Source organism: Vibrio sp. 10N.261.45.E2 (assembly GCF_002875705.1).
Taxonomy (GTDB): Bacteria; Pseudomonadota; Gammaproteobacteria; order Enterobacterales; family Vibrionaceae; genus Vibrio.
The window spans coordinates 115,970-135,407 of the sequence record NZ_MCZZ01000130.1 but is presented as its reverse complement, the minus strand read 5'-3'; the positions used below and the strand labels follow the sequence as shown (position 1 = coordinate 135,407).

Annotated in this window: 16 protein-coding genes; 13 read left to right on the top strand and 3 right to left on the bottom strand. The window is 44.1% G+C overall.

What is annotated here, in order from left to right; translation table 11 throughout:
- Window positions 1-57: 57 nt before the first annotated feature.
- The 5 genes from znuA (at window position 58) to BCT34_RS15020 (ending at window position 7,902) form a co-directional block, all read left to right on the top strand.
- Window positions 58-948: a zinc ABC transporter substrate-binding protein ZnuA gene (znuA, locus tag BCT34_RS15035; protein ID WP_076654556.1), complete on the top strand. Its 891-nt coding sequence runs from the start codon at window positions 58-60 to the stop codon at window positions 946-948.
- Window positions 949-1,216: 268 nt separating this feature from the next.
- A complete protein-coding gene (locus tag BCT34_RS15030; RefSeq protein ID WP_241902809.1) occupies window positions 1,217-4,579 on the top strand; it encodes an AraC family transcriptional regulator in 3,363 nt (1,120 codons plus the stop codon).
- A gap of 600 nt (window positions 4,580-5,179) precedes the next feature.
- On the top strand, window positions 5,180-5,401 hold the full coding sequence (locus tag BCT34_RS24465) for a FeoA family protein (protein ID WP_008221191.1): 222 nt from the start codon (window positions 5,180-5,182) through the stop codon (window positions 5,399-5,401).
- Window positions 5,402-7,675, top strand: a complete 2,274-nt coding sequence (gene feoB / locus BCT34_RS15025; RefSeq protein WP_076654558.1) for a Fe(2+) transporter permease subunit FeoB — start codon at window positions 5,402-5,404, stop codon at window positions 7,673-7,675.
- The gene (locus tag BCT34_RS15020; RefSeq protein ID WP_017630655.1) at window positions 7,672-7,902 is read left to right on the top strand and encodes a FeoC-like transcriptional regulator; all 231 of its coding nucleotides are present in this window, start codon (window positions 7,672-7,674) and stop codon (window positions 7,900-7,902) included. Before feoB ends, BCT34_RS15020 begins: the two co-directional genes overlap by 4 nt.
- A gap of 133 nt (window positions 7,903-8,035) precedes the next feature.
- Here BCT34_RS15020 and BCT34_RS15015 read toward each other — a convergent pair whose 3' ends face one another.
- Window positions 8,036-8,464, bottom strand: a complete 429-nt coding sequence (locus tag BCT34_RS15015; protein ID WP_076654559.1) for an HIT family protein — start codon at window positions 8,462-8,464, stop codon at window positions 8,036-8,038.
- 106 nt (window positions 8,465-8,570) lie between these two features.
- Window positions 8,571-10,304, bottom strand: coding sequence for an arginine--tRNA ligase (gene argS / locus BCT34_RS15010; protein WP_076654560.1), 1,734 nt, complete (start codon window positions 10,302-10,304; stop codon window positions 8,571-8,573).
- A gap of 347 nt (window positions 10,305-10,651) precedes the next feature.
- Here argS and BCT34_RS15005 point away from each other — a divergent pair, with 347 nt between their 5' ends.
- Window positions 10,652-11,248 carry a VOC family protein gene (locus tag BCT34_RS15005; protein ID WP_076654561.1) on the top strand — a complete coding sequence of 199 codons (597 nt, stop codon included), beginning with the start codon at window positions 10,652-10,654 and terminating at the stop codon, window positions 11,246-11,248.
- Window positions 11,249-11,532: 284 nt separating this feature from the next.
- Here BCT34_RS15005 and purU read toward each other — a convergent pair whose 3' ends face one another.
- Window positions 11,533-12,366, bottom strand: coding sequence for a formyltetrahydrofolate deformylase (gene purU / locus BCT34_RS15000; protein WP_048660881.1), 834 nt, complete (start codon window positions 12,364-12,366; stop codon window positions 11,533-11,535).
- A gap of 281 nt (window positions 12,367-12,647) precedes the next feature.
- Between purU and BCT34_RS14995 the strand changes: the two genes are divergently transcribed.
- From BCT34_RS14995 to fadD, 7 genes are all read left to right on the top strand, one after another.
- Entirely contained in the window at window positions 12,648-12,848 is a 201-nt protein-coding gene (locus tag BCT34_RS14995) for a hypothetical protein (RefSeq protein ID WP_076654562.1), read from the top strand.
- 160 nt (window positions 12,849-13,008) lie between these two features.
- Window positions 13,009-14,937, top strand: coding sequence for an ATP-dependent DNA helicase (locus BCT34_RS14990; RefSeq protein WP_076654563.1), 1,929 nt, complete (start codon window positions 13,009-13,011; stop codon window positions 14,935-14,937).
- 59 nt (window positions 14,938-14,996) lie between these two features.
- The gene (gene tsaB / locus BCT34_RS14985) at window positions 14,997-15,698 is read left to right on the top strand and encodes a tRNA (adenosine(37)-N6)-threonylcarbamoyltransferase complex dimerization subunit type 1 TsaB (protein ID WP_076654564.1); all 702 of its coding nucleotides are present in this window, start codon (window positions 14,997-14,999) and stop codon (window positions 15,696-15,698) included.
- 73 nt (window positions 15,699-15,771) lie between these two features.
- On the top strand, window positions 15,772-16,077 hold the full coding sequence (locus BCT34_RS14980) for a chromosome partitioning protein ParA (protein ID WP_076654565.1): 306 nt from the start codon (window positions 15,772-15,774) through the stop codon (window positions 16,075-16,077).
- A 35-nt stretch (window positions 16,078-16,112) separates the two neighbouring features.
- Window positions 16,113-16,673, top strand: coding sequence for a Slp family lipoprotein (locus tag BCT34_RS14975; RefSeq protein WP_076654566.1), 561 nt, complete (start codon window positions 16,113-16,115; stop codon window positions 16,671-16,673).
- Between the two features lie 49 nt (window positions 16,674-16,722).
- Entirely contained in the window at window positions 16,723-17,574 is an 852-nt protein-coding gene (locus BCT34_RS14970; RefSeq protein WP_076654567.1) for an alpha/beta hydrolase, read from the top strand.
- Window positions 17,575-17,680: 106 nt separating this feature from the next.
- Window positions 17,681-19,375 carry a long-chain-fatty-acid--CoA ligase FadD gene (fadD, locus tag BCT34_RS14965; protein ID WP_076654568.1) on the top strand — a complete coding sequence of 565 codons (1,695 nt, stop codon included), beginning with the start codon at window positions 17,681-17,683 and terminating at the stop codon, window positions 19,373-19,375.
- Window positions 19,376-19,438: the final 63 nt, after the last annotated feature.

The following is a 19,438-nucleotide window of genomic DNA, read 5'->3' as shown; positions in this document are numbered from 1 at the left end:
ATGTTATAATGTAACATTTACCTCAAGCTTAAGCTACTTTTCTATTATCGAGGGATTATGTCACGTTCATCTTTTATACTTGCTACTTTGCTATTAGCGCCAAGTGTTGCAAGTGCCAATACTATTCTAACAAGCTTTAAACCAATTCAAATGATTGTGACAGAACTAACGCAAGGCGTTAGCGAACCGGATGTGTTGATGAACAGCAATGCTTCGCCGCACGATTATGCGCTCAAACCGTCGGATGTCAAAAAAGTTCATAGCGCTGATATGGTTATTTGGTTCGGTCCTGATTTAGAAGCGTTCCTGACGAAGGTTATAGCGTCTAATGACAATGTTATCGAAATTGGTCAAATCCCGGGCATTAATTTGCGAGAGTTCGGGCATGAAGAGCATGACCATGATGCACATGAAGGACACCACCACGGCAGCCATGACCCTCACTTCTGGTTAGGCATCGACCAAGTTGAGGTAGCAGCAAAATACATCTCAGCTAAGTTGATTGAATCTGATCCCGATAACGCAATGGCGTATCAAGAGAACTTAGATTCATTCTTGATTACATTGAAAGAGAAAGAGCAGGCAATTCGCGAGCAACTTGCGCCAGTAAAAGACAAAGGCTACTACGTGTTCCATGATGCGTATGGCTACTTTGAGCAAGAGTTTGAGTTAAATAATCTAGGTCACTTTACTGTTAGCCCAGATCGAAAACCTGGGGCAAAAAGCCTTATTGCTATCAAAAAAACCTTAGTACGTGACAACGTTCAATGTGTATTTTCTGAACCTCAATTCACGCCAGCAGTGATCGAGTCTGTAACTCGTGGAAGCAACACTAAGCAAGGACAGCTTGATCCAGTAGGTTCAGATATTGTAGTGAAGAGTGGAAGTTATTTCGATTTCCTTCAGCAACTTACAGATAGCTACACAAGCTGCTTAAGCAGCAAGTAATTTATAAAGAGCATTCTTTACTCTACTTTATTCTCATTAATTTATGAATCATGCCGCTTTTTGCGGCATTTTCGTGACCGCTAAGATAAAACCTTCCAACAAATAACAAACCTCCTTTCTCCTTTTCTAATTTCCGCTAAAATAGAAAGATAATAATTATCACAAAAAAACTCAGTTTTTGGCTAGGCTACGATCAGACATCGTGGCGACCAAAATTTCATGCAGTGTTGCTGTTCAGGATTAAGAGTTGTATCGAATTATCTTCAAAATGTTCATGTTAATGAGCATTTCATTTAGCGTTCTAGCGGTAAATACATCACCCTCTGTTTTCTATCCTTTGCCCGCTCAAGCGCAAGGGAATTTTCTTGCGGCTAAAAACTTGTACCTAGGTGCCGGAGGTGGGCTATGGGTTCATGGTGTGCATGGAAAAGTACTCTTTTACGATGGTCGAACTCTGTTCCCACGTAAAGGTAGTTTGCTGCAATTTTCTTCAGAAAGAGTTGCGTTTCTTAATGATGAATTTTGGACGTTTTTCGATAACGAGGTGTATCGACATAGCCCTGGAATTGGCAATGAATTGGCGTTCAGCCTAAGCCCAGGGGCTGAAATAGCGAATATCGGTGCATCAGGCGATTATATTTGGGTCACTGACGGCAGTAATTTTTATACCTACAACACTCAATCTTTAGAATTCCAAACTTACTCTTTGCTGAAACTGTACCGTTACAATAATAGTAGTGATATTGCGATTAATGACGCGGAGTGGGTGTTGTCAAAGTGGGTGTTGGCGACCAGTTCTGGTGTTTACCTTTCTGAGGATCAAGAGTTTACCCATATTACCGCATCAGAAAAAAATCATATCGAGACGGTTTATTTTTCGAATGCGCGACGTGAGTTAGTGATTGGTACCCTAAATGGTGCGGTAATTGTTGATCTTACTAATCCAGATGAAGAGATTGTCGTTAAAGGATCGCATGTCCTTTCACTAGCCGAAACTTCGGACCAGTATTGGATAGGCACAGAACATGGACTCATTAGCTACAATTTTATTACCGGACAAATTACTCGATTTGAACAAGCCGCTAATCAAGACTTCTCGTTACCGGGTGAGAAAATATACTCGTTGATAAACGACCATGCGGGTGGCATGTGGGTAGCGACAAACAACGGTATCCGATATTTCTCACTGTTCAGTAAGACCTTCTCGAGAACACCTTTAACCGGAATGGGTATGCACTCGAGTAGTGTGGTGGTCAATAAAGTATTACCTGTCAATGAACAGTTATCTTGGGTCGCGTCCTCAATGGGGCTCTACTTGGTTGACTCTAAAAGTGAAGAGAACCCAATTCGTGTGTACTCTAATCCCGTTAATGACTTTGAGATCTTTGGTTCTTCAATCTGGTTAGCGACCGAAGAGGGCATCATTAGTTTAAATACGGAAACGCTTCAACCCGAAGTCCTTGATTTACCAAGGCCGATTGAGGGAGTTAACGTTGAAAACTTTTCGCTTCAAGCGGATAACGTACTCTGGATGACCTCAGGACAAAACCTCTATTCATTGTCGATAGATAATATGGCGCTGACAAACTATGGAATGGATTGGCTCGTAGACAAATTTCTGCCAGCAAAAATCACGGATTTAAATATTGGTTTGCAAGGCAGTGTCTATATAGGTACGGACCATGGCTTTTATTCTTTTGTTGATAAACGAATTAGCTTTAGTCGTTCAAGCGAACGGTTTGGCAAAGTCGTCGATATTGAAAAAGCGAAGGATGGGGCTCAGTGGTTTGCGAGTAGTTATGGGGTGTATCGAATCCCTTATGGTAGCTCTGTTGTTCAAGAGATAAACCTTGTTGAAGACAATATCAGCCCGAGCTGTTTGATCAGTGATGATAATGGGGTGTGGTTAGGGTCTTCGAAAGGTATCAGTTATTACGGGTTGGACGGACAACTGCATAAACACATTGGTTCGCCATTTGGTTTGATCACCAATGAATTGGCGGCGGGGGCATGTGATCTGTTTTACAGTGAAGATAGTCAATCTTCGAGGCTGGTTTTTGGTTCAAAGTATGGCGTAGTCAGCGCGTTGTCTAATGAGTTACTGGTATCTACAACACCTCACAGTCGAGCCTTATTGAGTAAGATAAGTGTCGATCAACAAACGGTATCTGTTGGTGGGAAAACGGCTGAACTGGATGAGATTCCTTACGGCTCTTCGATGGGCTTTAAGCTAGGCATATTGCCAGCAACATTCGCGCCTGCGATGGAATATCGACTGAACGATGATGAACCTTGGAGTGAATTTGAAGGGGGGTTATTAACGCTCGATCACCTTCTTCCTGGGGATTACACACTGGAAGTGAAACCTGTTAAGGACTCCCATTACCGCTTTGTGTCAACGAATCAAAGCTTTTCAATTGCTGAGCCTTGGTATCTCACAAATTGGGCTGTAGCGAGTTCACTGATGTTATTGATTGGTGTCGTGACTATCTTAGTCTTTTGGCGTTCGCGCTATGTAACTTTTGCCAACAGATACTTAAAAGCGCAAGTTGCATTGAAGACGGATCAATTGAGGCACCAGAGTCGGATATTACTCGCGACTAATCAACAGCTTAAAAAGCAGCTAGCAGTTAAGAATGCGCTTGTGTCTCACACCGCCAATGAACTCTCTGCTGAAGTTACTCATATTGCTGCGATGCTTCCGAGTTGGAATGATGAGCGTGGGAAGTCGCCAATTCTGACCTTGAAAAATGGCTTAGCCCAACTGAGTAATACTCCTCAAGGGAAAGGGCAAGTTTGTTACGATATCATTTTAATCTTGGAAGCAGTGCTCAAAGCTTGGCAGGATGACTTAGCCAAAGCCGGTATTGAACTGGATATTAAAGTCGAAACAAAGCAGCGATATGTTTCCCTGTTGTATTTTAATCTCGATATTATTTTCAATAGCTTGGTAGCCAGCATCATCAAAAGAAACTTTAAGTCGCAGAGTATGGTTGTCCTGGTTGAAGAGGTTAAGGAGCATCTTGTTGTTACCATTCGAGATCATGGGATGCCTTTCCCTAAATTGGCATCAAGTATGAGTGACAATACTGGAAAGTCGACCGACCTCAACATTGAAAAGCTGCCTCTATTGATGAATCAAAGCGGTGGCGAGCTTAACGCCTTTGTTTCGGAGTCTCAAAATAAGGTTCAGCTTTCGTGGCCAATTGAATATCAAGTACTCGATAACCTTGAAGCGAGTACAATTGAACAGATTGAAACCATTAAGCTTGCGACTTCGACGCCAGGACAACAAAAGCTGACAGCGGAACAAGAATGGAAGAACAAAGTGTCGCAGCTTGTGAGTGAAAACTACGCTGATGCTGAATTTAGTACTGCAACTGCTGCTAAGTATTTGTTTATGTCTGAGAGAAGCTTACAGAGACGTTTTAAATTGGCTTACAACAAGACCTTCAAAGAACACTTGAATGAAGTTCGTCTAGAGCATGCATGCGAGCGCTTGTTGGCTGGAGAGAAGATTTCAGATGTGGCATTTGATTCAGGCTTTAATGACCCTTCATATTTCAGTCAGAGATTTAAGCACCACTTTGGTATGTCACCATCTAAGTTTGCTGAAAACAACGAAGAGTAATGAGTAGCGGATACTCTGCCATCAGATAAATAAAGATACTTTAGCCTCAACATTCGTGTTGGGGCTTTTTTATGCTTCTACGAGATACGAGATACGAGATACGAGATACGAGATACGAGATTGATGCAATTTCTAAAGGCTATTGGGGTAACACAAGAGGAAGAAAAAAATATCGTGGTATAGTCGGGGGGACTATACCACGGGTGCCAAGGACACCTTCGCTTGCTGCCGGAGTGATATGACAAAGCCATATCACCTCTGGAATAAAATTAAAGAGAAGGAGTTTCTCTTCGATGGAGTAACTATACGCCCAGGTACTTATTTTACTTATAAAATTAACGACAGATACCTATGACAAAACCGACATCATCATAACTCATTGATAAGTTTAGGTTTGTTGGTGCTTTTGTGGTTTTGTACTAGTGGGGTAGGTCTCGCTAGTTGTTGAAAGTAACGTTTTTGACGTAAACGTTTTTAACGAAATTTACGAGCATGTATTTTCGAAAACATTGATTTCACACAATAGAATTGTGGGCATGTATGTGTATCATGGCGTTAATAACAATCTTTCTCATTATCAGTCACGAAAATTGGGTATTTATGAAACTCTCACAACTAGAGCAAGGAAAGGCGGCTTCTATTGTTGCACTCACTGGTTTAACACCAGAGGTAAGGAAAAAGCTGATGGTCATGGGTATGTTGCCAAAAACCGAGGTGACACTTATTCGCCGTGCACCTATGGGTGATCCGCTTCAGGTAGAAGTGAGAGGTGTATCTATCGCCATTCGTGAAAGCATTGCAGAACAAATCGAGGTTATCTAAATGGATTATCAAGTTCTTACAGTGGGTAACCCGAATAGTGGTAAAACAACACTGTTCAATGCACTGACGGGTGCTAAGCAGCATGTGGGTAACTGGGTTGGTGTAACCGTAGAAAAGAAAACGGGTTTATACTCACACGCAGGTGATAAGTTTCAGCTAACGGACTTGCCAGGTATCTACGCACTAGACAGTGGTAATGATGCGAACAGCATTGATGAGTCTATCGCGTCTCGCGCTGTGCTTACTCATCCAGCAGATGTGATCATCAATGTTGTCGACGCAAGCTGTCTGGAACGAAGCTTATACATGACATTACAACTACGTGAGTTGGGTCGCCCAATGATCGTTGTGTTGAACAAAATGGATGTATTAAAGCGTGAACGTCAGGTGATTAACCTTAAAGCGCTTGAGAAAGAGCTAGGTTGCCCAGTTCTCAGCTTATCGGCAAACGACAAAGGCCAAGTGGTTCGTTTTAAAGAGCGCCTACATAAACTGCTTGTGCAAGGTGTGAGTCTTGATCCTATCTCTATTGATTACGATGCCGCTTTAGAAGCGCTTATTCCTTCTATTGAATCCCAATTTGATGATGCTGACGTATCTCATCGAGCGCTAGCGATTCGTGCTTTAGAAAATGATTATTTGGTATTGAATGGACTGGCTCCACAAATTCGCACTGAAATTGATAGTGTGCGTCTTGGTGCTGATTTCGATATTGACCTTGCTGTCGCTGACGCTAAATACACTTTCTTACATGACCTTTGTAAACGTGTTCGTCGCAGCGAAGGTAAACTAAGCCGTAATTTTACAGAGAAAGCAGACCAATTCATTTTGAACAAATGGGTCGGTATTCCTTTCTTCTTCGTCATCATGTACCTAATGTTCATGTTCTCTATCAATATCGGTAGTGCGTTTATCGACTTCTTCGATATTGGTGTTGGAGCCATATTAGTTGATGGTGGGCACCATTTATTAGATGGTCACTTACCAGTTTGGTTAGTAACGATACTTGCTGATGGCATCGGCGGTGGTATTCAAACGGTTGCGACCTTTATTCCTGTTATTGCAGCTCTTTACCTATTCTTAGCGGTACTAGAAAGCTCAGGCTACATGGCTCGTGCTGCATTTGTACTTGATAAAGTGATGCAGAAGATTGGCTTACCGGGCAAAGCATTTGTACCACTGGTACTAGGTTTTGGTTGTAACGTACCTTCAATCATGGCGACTCGTACTCTTGACCAAGAGCGTGAACGTAAATTGGCAGCATCTATGGCGCCGTTTATGTCATGTGGTGCTCGTCTTCCGGTATACGCTCTGTTCGCAGCTGCATTCTTCCCAGGAGCAGGACAAAACGTGGTATTTGCTCTGTACATCATGGGTATTGTTGCTTCTGTGTTTACGGGCCTATTCCTTAAGAACACCATCTACCCTGGTAGCAGCGATAGCTTAGTGATGGAAATGCCAGATTACGAATTGCCGACAGTGCAAAACGTAATGCTGAAAACGTGGCAAAAACTGAAGCGTTTCGTACTGGGTGCAGGTAAAACAATCGTAATGGTTGTAGCAATCCTGAGCTTCTTGAACTCGCTAGGTATGGACGGCAGCTTCGGTAATGAAGACAGCGAGAACTCTGTGCTGTCTAAAGCGGCTCAAGTTGTAACGCCTGTATTCCAACCAATTGGTATTACTGAAGAAAACTGGCCTGCGACGGTTGGTATCATTACCGGTATTTTCGCAAAAGAAGCCGTTGTAGGTACATTAAACAGCCTATACACAACGCCTTCTGATGAAGAAGCAGCTGAGTTTGACTTAGCAGCAAGCTTGCAAGAAGCGGTGATGACGATTCCTGAAAACTTATCAGGTCTGAGCTACTCAGATCCATTAGGTATTGAAGTGGGTGACTTATCAGACTCTGGCTCAGTGGCTGAAGATCAAGAAGTCGATTCATCTATCTTTGGTAACCTAAAAGACAAATTTGTATCTGGCCATGCTGCATTCGCTTACTTGATTCTTATCCTGCTTTACACGCCTTGTGTTGCTGCAATGGGTGCTTATGTACGTGAGTTTGGCCAGACGTTCGCACGCTTTATTGCTGTTTGGACAATGGCGCTTGGTTACTTTGGTGCGACCTTCTACTACCAAGCAGCAAACTTTGCTGCGCATCCGGTGACAAGTGCAGTGTGGATGGTGGCAATTGCTAGTGGTTTTGTGGTGACGTATCGCGTGTTCAAGAAAGTTGGCAGTAAGCAGAAAGCGCTAGAGGTGCAAGTCGTATGATTTTAACTGAACTTCATCAATACATTGATAGCCAAGGTGTTGCGGCTCGTAAAGAACTCGCTGCAAAGTTTGGTATGAGCGAAGATGGCGTAGATGCGATGCTGGGTGTGTGGGTCAAGAAAGGGAAAATTTCTCGCTTGGTCGATACTAACAAGCATGGCCATACAACACGCATTCGCTATACGATTAGCAAACAAGATGGTTTATCGCTTAACGTGATGATGTAGTTCAGAACTTCATACACTCATTGAGTACAGAGAGGTTAGAAAATTATAAAGCCGCTTATCTAAGATGAGCGGCTTTTTGTTATGTGTCTTTTCTTAACTATCTTGCTTTATAGCTTAGTTAGATGAACTCAAATTAAGCTTTCTTGAAGATAGAGCTCAGTGACAGAACATTTTGAATTCGAGTATGGATTGCGGCTTGTTCTTCTTCACTGCGTTGTTCGCCTTTGGTATTACCCCATACCGGGCCGGGCCAAGCGATGTCGTCTTTGAAGCGTGCGATATGGTGAATGTGAAGCTGCGGTACCATGTTACCTAGTGCACCTAGGTTTAACTTATCTGGTTGGAACGTTGCTTCTAATGCTTGGCTTACCGCTTGAGACTCATGTAAGAACTGCTGTTGTTCTTTCATTGGTAAGTGGTGCAGTTCTTTTAGGTTGGCGCGCTTTGGTACCAAGATAACCCAAGGCACTGCGTTATCTTTGCTTAGTAGTACTAGGCTCAGAGGAAACTCGCCGATAAGCGTGGTGTCTTTCGCTAACTGTGGGTGAAGTTCAAAGCTCATTATTATTATCCATTTCGATTTCTTGAATTCAGTATACGTTAGATAAAACAAAAGGTTGATGCTCTCACATCAACCTTTGTATTTATTCTTTGTAACCCTAAGGGAATTACATACGCTCTAGAGTATCGATACCTAGAAGCGATAGACCTTGCTTGATAGTCTTCGCTGTTAGTGCAGCAAGCTTCAGACGGCTCTGCTTAACAGTCTCGTCTTCTGCCACTAAGATAGGGCACGCTTCGTAGAAGCTAGAGAATTGACCAGCAAGTTCGAACAGGTAGCTACACATGATGTGTGGTTGACCTTCACGAGCAACAGACTGTACTGCTTCTTCAAATTGTAGAAGTTTCGCGATAAGTGCTTTCTCTTTCTCTTCAGTGATTTTGATTTCACCTTCAAGAGAGTCCATAGAAATGCCAGCTTTAGCAAAAATTGAAGCAACACGAGTGTACGCGTACTGCATGTACGGTGCAGTGTTGCCTTCGAATGCAAGCATGTTATCCCAATCGAACACGTAGTCAGTAGTACGGTGTTTAGAAAGGTCTGCGTATTTAACTGCTGCCATCGCAACTGTGTTAGCGATCGCTTTCTTCTCGTCTTCTGCAAGTTCTGGGTTTTTAGATTCGATTAGCTGTGCCGCACGAACTTCGGCTTCATCAAGAAGATCAGCAAGACGAACAGTACCGCCTGCACGAGTCTTGAATGGCTTGCCGTCTTTACCTAACATCATGCCGAACGCGTGGTGCTCAAGAGAAACAGATTCTGGGATGTAACCTGCTTTACGAACGATAGTCCAAGCTTGCATTAGGTGTTGGTGCTGACGTGAGTCGATGAAGTAAAGTACGCGATCTGCGCCCAGTTCTTCAAAACGGTATTTTGCACAAGCAATATCAGTTGTTGTGTAAAGGAAGCCGCCGTCACGTTTTTGGATGATAACGCCCATTGGGTCACCATCTTTGTTTTTGTACTCATCTAGGAATACAACTTGTGCGCCGTCATCTTCTTTAGCAAGACCTTGCTCTTTTAGATCAGCAACGATAGTCGGTAGCATGTGGTTGTACATACTTTCGCCCATCACGTCATCACGAGTTAGAGACACGTTTAGACGATCGTAGTTGCGTTGGTTTTGAATCATTGTTACGTCAACAAGCTTTTTCCACATCTCTGCGCAGAACTCGTCGCCGCTTTGCAGTTTCACTACGTAACCACGTGCTTTAACAGCGAACTCTTCGTCTTCATCGTAAAGCTTTTTAGATTCACGGTAGAAGCCTTCAAGGTCAGCAAGCTCCATTGAAACTTCGCCAGGTTCAGCCTGAACGCGCTCAAGGTTTGCGATAAGCATACCGAATTGAGTACCCCAGTCACCGATGTGGTTAGCACGGATAACGTTGTGGCCTAGGAATTCTAGAGTACGAACTACCGCATCACCAATGATCGTAGAGCGTAGGTGACCAACGTGCATTTCTTTCGCAACGTTTGGTGCAGAGTAATCTGCAACGATAGTTTGTGTTTCTGCTACTGCAACACCAAGGCGAGAATCAGCAAGCGCTGCGTCTGCTTGTTGTGCTAGGAAAGCTTCATCTAGGAAGATGTTAAGGAAACCTGGACCTGCGATTTCAACTTTAGAAGCGATACCGTCTAGGTTTAGAACGTCCAATACTTTTTGAGCAAACTCTCGAGGGTTAGTGCCTAGTCGCTTAGCAACGCCCATAACGCCGTTTGCTTGGTAGTCACCAAATTGTGGTTTTGCAGATTGGCGAACAGCCGCAGGAGAGCCTGCAGGTGCGCCAGCGGCTTCTAGAGCCTGAGATACTTTGTCATTAATAAGTGCTTGGATATTCACACGCGTTTCCTTCAATTCAAGGATGATAAGAGTGGCCGTTATTTCGAGGTCATTAAATTGGTTAATTATGCGTCTAGTTAACGATTTAATGCCGAAATGAACAACAGACACTGTTTAAGTTCACAAAAATGGCGTTAATCATACCAATTTTGTGGAGTTTCTTATAGGTCGAATTGATAGAAAATTAACATTTCCTAAGGGGTTTTTGACAATCGACTTTTATCAAGACGCGTTTGCATGTTTAAGGGGTAGAAAGAACATACTTATTGCGTATTTTTTATCAAAGCAACGCTTGTTGGAGAAGGCAAAACTGATAACATGCAGCCATTATTTGGAGAACACAGACAATGACGATGAGCCTCAAGCAAGCTGAACTAGAACCACAACAAATGATTGCCCGCCTTGATACGTTTATGGCAAAAATTGAGAACCTAGGTAACGTACTAGGTTTAGATTTGAGTTTTGCTCAAGCGGATCATATCGCGCTAAGAATCAATGAAACGGAATTAGCGAAGTCTGCACATCAAGCATGGTCTGAGTGCGGCTCTACGATTTCAGAGGCGATGATCAATGGCCGTCCGATTGTGGTGTTGGCTTTTGATGAACCTCTGCAAAGTCGTGGTTGGAACATTGAATGTTTGGAGCTGCCATACCCAGCAAAAGGCAAGGTTTACCCGAGCCAAGATTGGGAACATGTTGAGTTTGTGATTCCGTCTCACGCCCAAACGGCAGATGAGTACCTAGCGGATCTGAAAGAGACTTACCCGCAGTTTGCTGCTAACTTTGAAACACTGGCTGAACAAGGTATTAAGATCAAACTCTCTAGCCCAAAAGGCGAGGGTGAACGTTTGAATAACCCAACGGTGGCTTTTAAACATCAAGGGATTTGCATCAAGCTGCACCCACATTCATTGAAGAAGATTGTGGAGTCAGAGCAAGCTTAGCTTAAGGTTGTTCAAAGAAGAGATTCCTGATCTCGCTTAGGCTCGTCGGAATGACGGATGTGGGCTAGGCTTGTGCCTTACAATCATTCGGTTTGAGTGGATTGTTTCCGAGCCATAGTTTTTGCTAGCTAGAGAACGACGTCATTCCCGATAGCGACGAAGGAGCGTAGTCGGGAATCTCTTAAAGTTACCCTGAACATTAAATATAAAAAACGCGCAGTGGGTTAACCCTATTGCGCGTTTTTTATTGGATTCTAGCTGGAAGTCGAACTTAAATTAGCAACTTACAGAATCACAGTCTTGTTGCCGTAAACAAACACGTGATCATTGATCACCTTGTTTAGCGCCTTACTCAATACGTTCTTCTCTACGTCACGACCCGCTTGCGCCATGTCTTTCGCGCTGAAGTTGTGATCCACTGGAATAACGTCTTGCTTAATGATCGGTCCTTCATCGAGATCATTAGTCACGAAGTGTGCCGTTGCACCAATGATCTTTACGCCACGCTCATACGCTTGTTGGTATGGCTTCGCACCGATAAATGCTGGCAAGAAGCTGTGGTGGATATTGATGATCTTGTGGTTGTACCTTTCAACAAATCCCGGAGTCAGTACTCGCATGTACTTAGCCAAAACAAGGTAATCAGCCTCGTATTGGTCAATCACTTCTAGCATCTTCTTCTCATGCTCTTCACGGTTTAGCCCTTCGTGAGAAACATGGTGGTAAGGGATGTCAAAACGCTCGGTTAGGCTTTGTAGAATGTCATAGTTGCCAACCACTGCTGCGATTTCCACGTCTAAACTGCCATCGAAGTTCTTCATTAGAATGTCGCCAAGGCAGTGCGCCTCTTTGGTCACGAGTATCACAACACGCTTGCGAGATGAATCAACAAGTTTACGCTTCGTATTTTGTGGCAGCGCCTGGTCTAAATCGGCAAGCAAGGTTTCGTCATTGAAATACCCTTCAAGCTCGGTGCGCATAAAGAAGTGGCCACTTGTGTTATCTACGAACTCATTGTTGTGAATAATATTGAGTTGGTGCTTATAACAAATGTTGGTGATCTTAGAGATGAGGCCCGGGGCATCAGTACAATGTGTTAGTAAAGTTTTTCTTTCCATTTGCATCTTACTTCCATGAAATATTTTTATTTTTTAAATTAAATGCAGGCCGTCGAACGGTGAACTGAGCCGCAATATCACCGTTATAATTAATCTATTATCAAGTTGGTTTCAACAAATTCTGCTGCTCATTTATCGCTTTGATAAATTGTTTGATGTGGAAATATCAGTTTTTAGATAGGAAAACAGGCAGAAGCTTCATTTTTAAAGTTTTGACCGTAGTACGCATTTGAACTTCAACCGAGGCATTTACGCCTTGGCCAAAAATAGAGGTGATACTTATGGATAAAGAGTTACTAACAAAAAAACTGTACTGCCAGCGAGTGAATTCATTGGTGGGTGGTACGGAGTTAGATGGTAATGTTCTAGATGAAATGTGGGAAAGCAAGACCTCGCCAACCGATGCAGTGAAGGCCATGCAACCTTGTTATAACCATTTTGAAGGCGCCTCTTGGTTGTCACGTTATCTAAGTCGAAAATAAAAATGACTCTCTAATTCTTACTTCTTCAGTTCTTACCTTTAAGGTAACTCAAGTCACGTCAAACTAAACCAAACACCTCCGGTGCGAAGTCATTCTTGATTCGCGCCGGCTCACTAAACCTGCCATAATTCGTCTTCTATTTTTCTAAACTTCGTACTCTATGATATCTAAAACGTTTTCTGCTGATGGTGCTCTGGGTAAAGCGATCCCAGGGTTTCAGCCACGACAAGCTCAGCTAGACATGGCTGAAGCGGTTTCACAAGCTATTGAGCAACAGAGCCAATTAGTTGTTGAAGCGGGAACGGGTACCGGTAAGACGTTTGCTTACTTAGTGCCAGCGCTACTTAGTGGCAAGAAAACCATCATTAGTACGGGGTCTAAAAACCTTCAAGAACAGTTGTTTCATCGCGATTTACCACTGATGGCCGATGCGCTTGGCTTTTATGGTCAGGTTGCGTTACTTAAAGGGCGTTCAAACTATTTGTGTTTGGACAGACTCAGCCGTCAAATGATCGAGAGTCATGGTGCTCATACCGATCCAACACTGCTGGCTCAGTTAGTCAAAGTTCGTAGTTGGTCGTCATCCACTCAAACGGGGGATTTAGGCGATTGTGATGATATCGCTGAAGACAGCCCAATCATTCCTACGATTACTTCCACTAACGACAACTGCTTAGGTAAAGAGTGCCCAAGCTACACCGATTGCTTTGTGCTTAAGGCGCGTAAAAAAGCGATGGATTCGGATGTGGTTGTTGTAAACCATCACCTATTCTTAGCGGACTTAGCGATTAAAGAAACCGGGTTCGGTGAGCTAATCCCAGAAGCAGACGTGTTTATCTTCGATGAAGCCCATCAGCTTCCCGATATTGCCAGCCAATACTTTGGTCAGTCCGTGTCGAGCCGACAGATCAATGAGCTCGCTAAAGACATCGAGATCGCCTACCGAACCGAAGCGAAAGACATGCGTCAGTTACAAAAGGTGGGGGACAGGCTCGTTCAGTCAGCTGCCGACCTACGCATTGTGTTGGGCGATACCGGCTTTCGTGGTAACTGGCGTGAAGCACTAAAGTCTGAGTCAATTGCACGAGAACTTGTTCGTCTACAAGATGCGTTGCAACTGGCCGTCGATGTATTGAAGCTAGCATTGGGTCGAAGCCAACTGTTAGACACCGCTTTTGAACGTGCGAACATGATTAAGTCACGCATTGAACGTGTGTGCGATGTGTCGATTACGGGTTACTCCTATTGGTATGACACAACACCAAGGCAATTCGCTTTGCACATCACACCACTGTCGGTTGCGGATAAATTCCATGAGCAAATCGAACTTAAACCGGGCGCTTGGGTATTTACCTCAGCAACCTTGGCGGTGTCAGATGATTTCGATCACTTTACCTCTCGACTTGGCTTAAAGCCGTCGGCACAGTTTTCACTGCCGAGCCCTTTTGATTACCCGAATCAAGCGCGTTTGTGCGTGCCTCGTTATCTACCGGAACCGAATAGCCCAGGCCTCGCGGATAAGTTAGTAAGAATGCTGACCCCTGTGATTGAGCAGAACCAAGGCCGTTGTTTTTTCTTATGTACGTCACACAGCATGATGAAAGAACTAGGCGAGCGATTCCGAGAAACCCTCACGGTTCCAGTTTTGCTGCAAGGTGAGACAAGTAAGCAAAAAACCTTGGCTGAATTCATGGAATTAGGCAACGCATTGCTGGTGGCTACGGGTGCTTTCTGGGAGGGTATAGATGTTAGGGGCGACGCATTAAGCTGTGTTATCATCGACAAATTGCCCTTTACAGCTCCTGATGATCCTTTACTTAAGGCTCGAATCGAGGACTGTAAGCTAAAAGGGGGTGATCCTTTTGCACAAGTACAGTTGCCAGACGCTGTGATTACCTTGAAACAAGGTGTCGGCCGATTGATACGTGACAAGCGCGACAATGGCGCTCTGATTATTTGCGATAACCGGTTGGTGACTCGCGATTACGGTGGCATATTTTTGGCGAGTTTACCGCCTATCCCACGTACCCGTGACTTAGGGGTCATTAAAGAATTCTTAGCTAAAGACCATTCAACCGCTGCCGAGTAATTGGCATTGTTGAGTTTAGCCATTATTTTTAGATTAGATAACAGATATTTGAGACACGAATGAGCGCGAAAATTCTTGCAGTAGATACCGCAACTGAAAACTGTTCAGTTGCTTTAGTAATCGGTGACCAGGTGTTCGCACGTAGCGAAGAGGCTCCTAGAGACCATACGAAAAAAATTCTACCTATGGTTGATGAAGTACTGAAAGAAGCGAATGTCGCTTTAACCGACCTAGACGCTATTGCGTTTGGCCAAGGCCCAGGCAGTTTCACGGGGGTGCGTATTGGTATTGGTATTGCTCAAGGCTTAGCTTTTGGTGCAGATTTACCAATGATCGGTGTCTCTACATTGGCAGCGATGGCGCAAGGTAGCTACCGTAAATTTGGTGAAACTCATGTTGCGACAGCGATTGATGCTCGTATGAGTGAAGTATACTGGGCTCGTTACAGCCGTGAAGAAGATGGTCGCTGGACAGCGGTTGATGCGGAATGTGTAACGCCACCAAACGAATTGGCTACGCAGCTTGAAGCCGATTCGGGGACATGGGCGAAAGTAGGCACCGGTTGGGAAGCGTACGCTGAGCATATGGACACACTCGCGATCAACACCAAAGCGTGTGAAGTGCTATTCCCAGAAGCTCAAGATATGGCTTTCCTTGCTCAATTCGCTTATGCAGAAGGCAAAGCGGTTGCAGCAGAAGAGTCTGAGCCAGTTTACCTTCGTGACAAAGTGACGTGGAAAAAGCTACCCGGTCGCGAGTAATTTTTTACAAGGTTCTGATGCAAATTGGGTCTAAATGCGTATTATTTAGATTTGAGAGGGCAGATATTTAGTCATGGTATCAATTAACAACTTACCTCCTTCTTCGATAGGCAGTACGTCTAAGCCGAATCGAATTAAAAAGAAGGAGCAGGCAAAAAAATCTGATGCTAGCACTGCGGTCGGGCAACCGACAAAAGTGGCTAATGCTGTTTCTCATTCTATTCGTCACGTTAAAGAGTCCGAACTACACAAGGCTCAAATCCAGTATGATCTTCCAGAAGGCCGAGGACGTAAGGCTATGGAAGAGTATATGGATGTAATGAATCAGGCGAAGAAAGAAGAACTTGCAAAGCTTATCGGTGTCGATATCTACATCTAGAGCTTCTTATTAATGCTTGTTTAAGGACCAGAACCATGTCAAATTATTTATCTAAATTACGCCTCATAGCCTTCTCTGTTGGTGTTTTGGTACTTGCCGGATGTTCATCACTTCCTAGCGAACTTGAAGCAACATCAGAGCCCGTTATTAGCGACTACCAACAATGGGTCGACCAACTCCCAGATGCGAAAAGTGTTCGATTAGGTGGTGTGATCTCGAAAGTCACCAACTTGAAAGATAAGACCCGAATTGAAGTCGCTAACATGCCGATTTCGAGTAACGGCAAGCCAGATCTTGACGCAGAACCAAGCGGACGTTTTGTTGGTTACATTGAAGGGTACGTCGAGCCTCTAAGTTTTGCAGAAGGCCGTCTGATTACATTAGTTGGGCAATCTAATGGTAGTGAAGATGGCAAAATAGGGGAATACCCTTACACTTTCCCTGTAATGAAAGTAGAGAATCAACGACTGTGGAACATTACTGAACGAGTTGTTGTTAACGATTTTGCACCAACCTATTACTCGTGTAGAAGTCTGCATTGTCGCAGTTTTCAAACGATGCCAAGACAAGGTCGAGTGATAAAAGACGTAGAGTAAATAACTTTATTAAACGTTTATTGCACAACTATACGGAATTGGATGTTTGATGATTGAAAAGTCATATTCCCTTGCCAGCGGGACGCTTGCAACACAGCAGATAGGTAACCCCGAAACGACCGCTACGACGGTCGTTTTTATTCATGGGTGGTTGGATAATTCATCCAGTTTTAATCAGATTTTACAGCAAGTCGCTAAGCTTGATCCCAACGTTCACCTTGTTGCTATTGATCTTTTCGGACACGGTTTCTCTTCCCACAAATCGGGGAGTTACTACCCATTTCATGATTATATTGATGACTTGCATCAGTTAGTGACTAAATTATCGCCAAACAGACTGGTACTGGTAGGACATTCGCTTGGTGCATTGATAGCAAGTTGCTATAGTGCCGCCTTTCCTGAAAAGGTGTCAGGATTAATTCAAATTGAAGGTCACGGACCTCTTTCTGAAGCTCCCCACGAAACAGTTTCTCGCTTGAGAGATGGGGTACTCAGTCGTCTTCGACAGCGAAGAAAGCCTTCACGTCCTCTGGCAAGCCTTGAGGATGCTATTAAGCTGAGAGCTCACGCCAACCAAATTAATGCTGAATTAATCACTCCTATTGTTGAGCGAGGCATTGTCGAGCTCGAGAACTCTTGGCAATGGCGATGCGACCCTAATCTAAAATGTGACTCGTTATATCGAATGTCACAGGCGCACGCTGAAACGATTATGGCGGCTATTGAATGCCCTCAATTAATAATCTTAGGGAATGATGGATTCCGACATTTGCAGCATAATCGCTACAAATCAGCGCATAGTCCTCTGCATATAGAGACTGTTCCTGGCGGACATCATTGCCATTTAGAGAGCCCAGAGCTAGTTTCAAAGCTAATTCTTGGTTTAGTTAACAAAATTTAAACAAGTGTTTGAGCCTTTTAGTGCTCATGCACTAAAGCTGTGCTGTAATACCGCTATGATAAAAAGCGGCGAAGCAGTCGTCAGCTGATAAACGAGGAGTAACATAGTGGATAAACCTTGGCTTTCACGTTATCCAAGTGACGTACCAGAGACGATCAACCCAGATCAGTACCCATCTCTTATCGAAATGTTCGAACAGTCAGTACAAAAGTACGCAGACCAACCGGCATTCGAGAACATGGGCTCAGTAATGACATTCCGTAAGCTTGAAGAGCGCAGCCGTGCTTTTGCTGCTTACCTACAGAATGACTTGAAGCTGAAGAAGGGCGATCGCGTGGCACTAATGATGCCAAACCTGCTGCAATACCCAATTGCACTGTTTGGTGTATTACGTGCTGGTATGATTGCAGTGAACGTCAACCCACTGTACACACCTCGTGAGCTTGAACATCAACTGAACGATTCTGGTGCAAAGGCGATTGTTATCGTATCTAACTTTGCAAGCACACTAGAGAAAGTGGTTGATAACACGCCGGTTAAACACGTTGTTCTAACCAGCCTAGGTCAAATGCTGCCTCGTGCGAAAGGTACCATTGTTGACTTCGTCGTGAAATACGTAAAAGGCATGGTGCCTAAGTACGATCTGCCGGGTGCTACCTCATTCAGAAAAGCGCTACATAAAGGTCGTCGTCTTCAATATGTGAAGCCATTCATGGCGGGTGATGATATTGCTTTCCTACAGTACACGGGTGGTACTACGGGTGTAGCGAAGGGTGCAATCCTAACGCACCGCAATATGATTGCGAACGTACTTCAAGCGAAAGGGGCTTACGGTCCTGTGCTGCAAGAAGGCCGCGAGTTGGTTGTGACGGCATTACCGCTTTACCACGTATTTGCACTAACAGTGAACTGCTTACTGTTTGTTGAGATGGGTGGTCGTAACCTTCTGATCACTAACCCTCGTGATATTCCTGGTTTTATTAAAGAGCTGCAAAAGGTTCCGTTTACCGCAATTACAGGTGTAAACACGCTGTTTAATGCGCTAGTTAATAACGAAGATTTCCACGAGTTGGATTTCAGTAACCTGCGTCTATCTGTTGGTGGTGGTATGGCGGTTCAACGCGCCGTAGCTGAACAATGGAAGAAAGCAACAGGCATTCACCTACTAGAAGGCTATGGCTTAACCGAGTGTTCACCACTGGTAACCGGTAACCCATACGACCTAAAAGATTACACAGGCGCTATTGGCCTGCCAGTGCCATCGACTGAGGTTCGTATTGTTGATGATGAAGGCAACGTTATTGCTAATGACCAAGTGGGTGAGCTGCAAGTTCGTGGTCCTCAAGTGATGCAAGGCTACTGGCAGCGTCCTGAGGCGACTAAAGAAGTGATCGATCAAGACGGTTGGTTATCAACAGGTGACATCGTTAAGTTTGATGACGAAGGCTTGTTGTACATCGTTGACCGTAAGAAAGACATGATTCTTGTGTCTGGATTCAATGTTTACCCTAATGAGATTGAAGACGTAGTGGCTCTGCACGGCAAAGTGCTAGAAGTGGCGGCTATCGGCCAACCTCATGAAGTGTCTGGTGAGCTGGTTAAGATCTACGTGGTTAAGCGTGATCCTAGCCTGACCAAAGAAGACATTATCGCGCACTGTCGTGAACACCTAACGGGTTACAAGATCCCTAAACTGGTTGAATTTAGAGAAGATCTTCCAAAGACCAACGTAGGTAAGATCTTACGCCGTGTACTGCGTGAAGAAAACGATGCTGAGCTTGCTAAACGCGCAAGTGAGTAACAAGCACAGTTCCAGTTGAAACCATTGAAACGCTTAATCTAAGCGAGCGCTGAAAAATGGTGT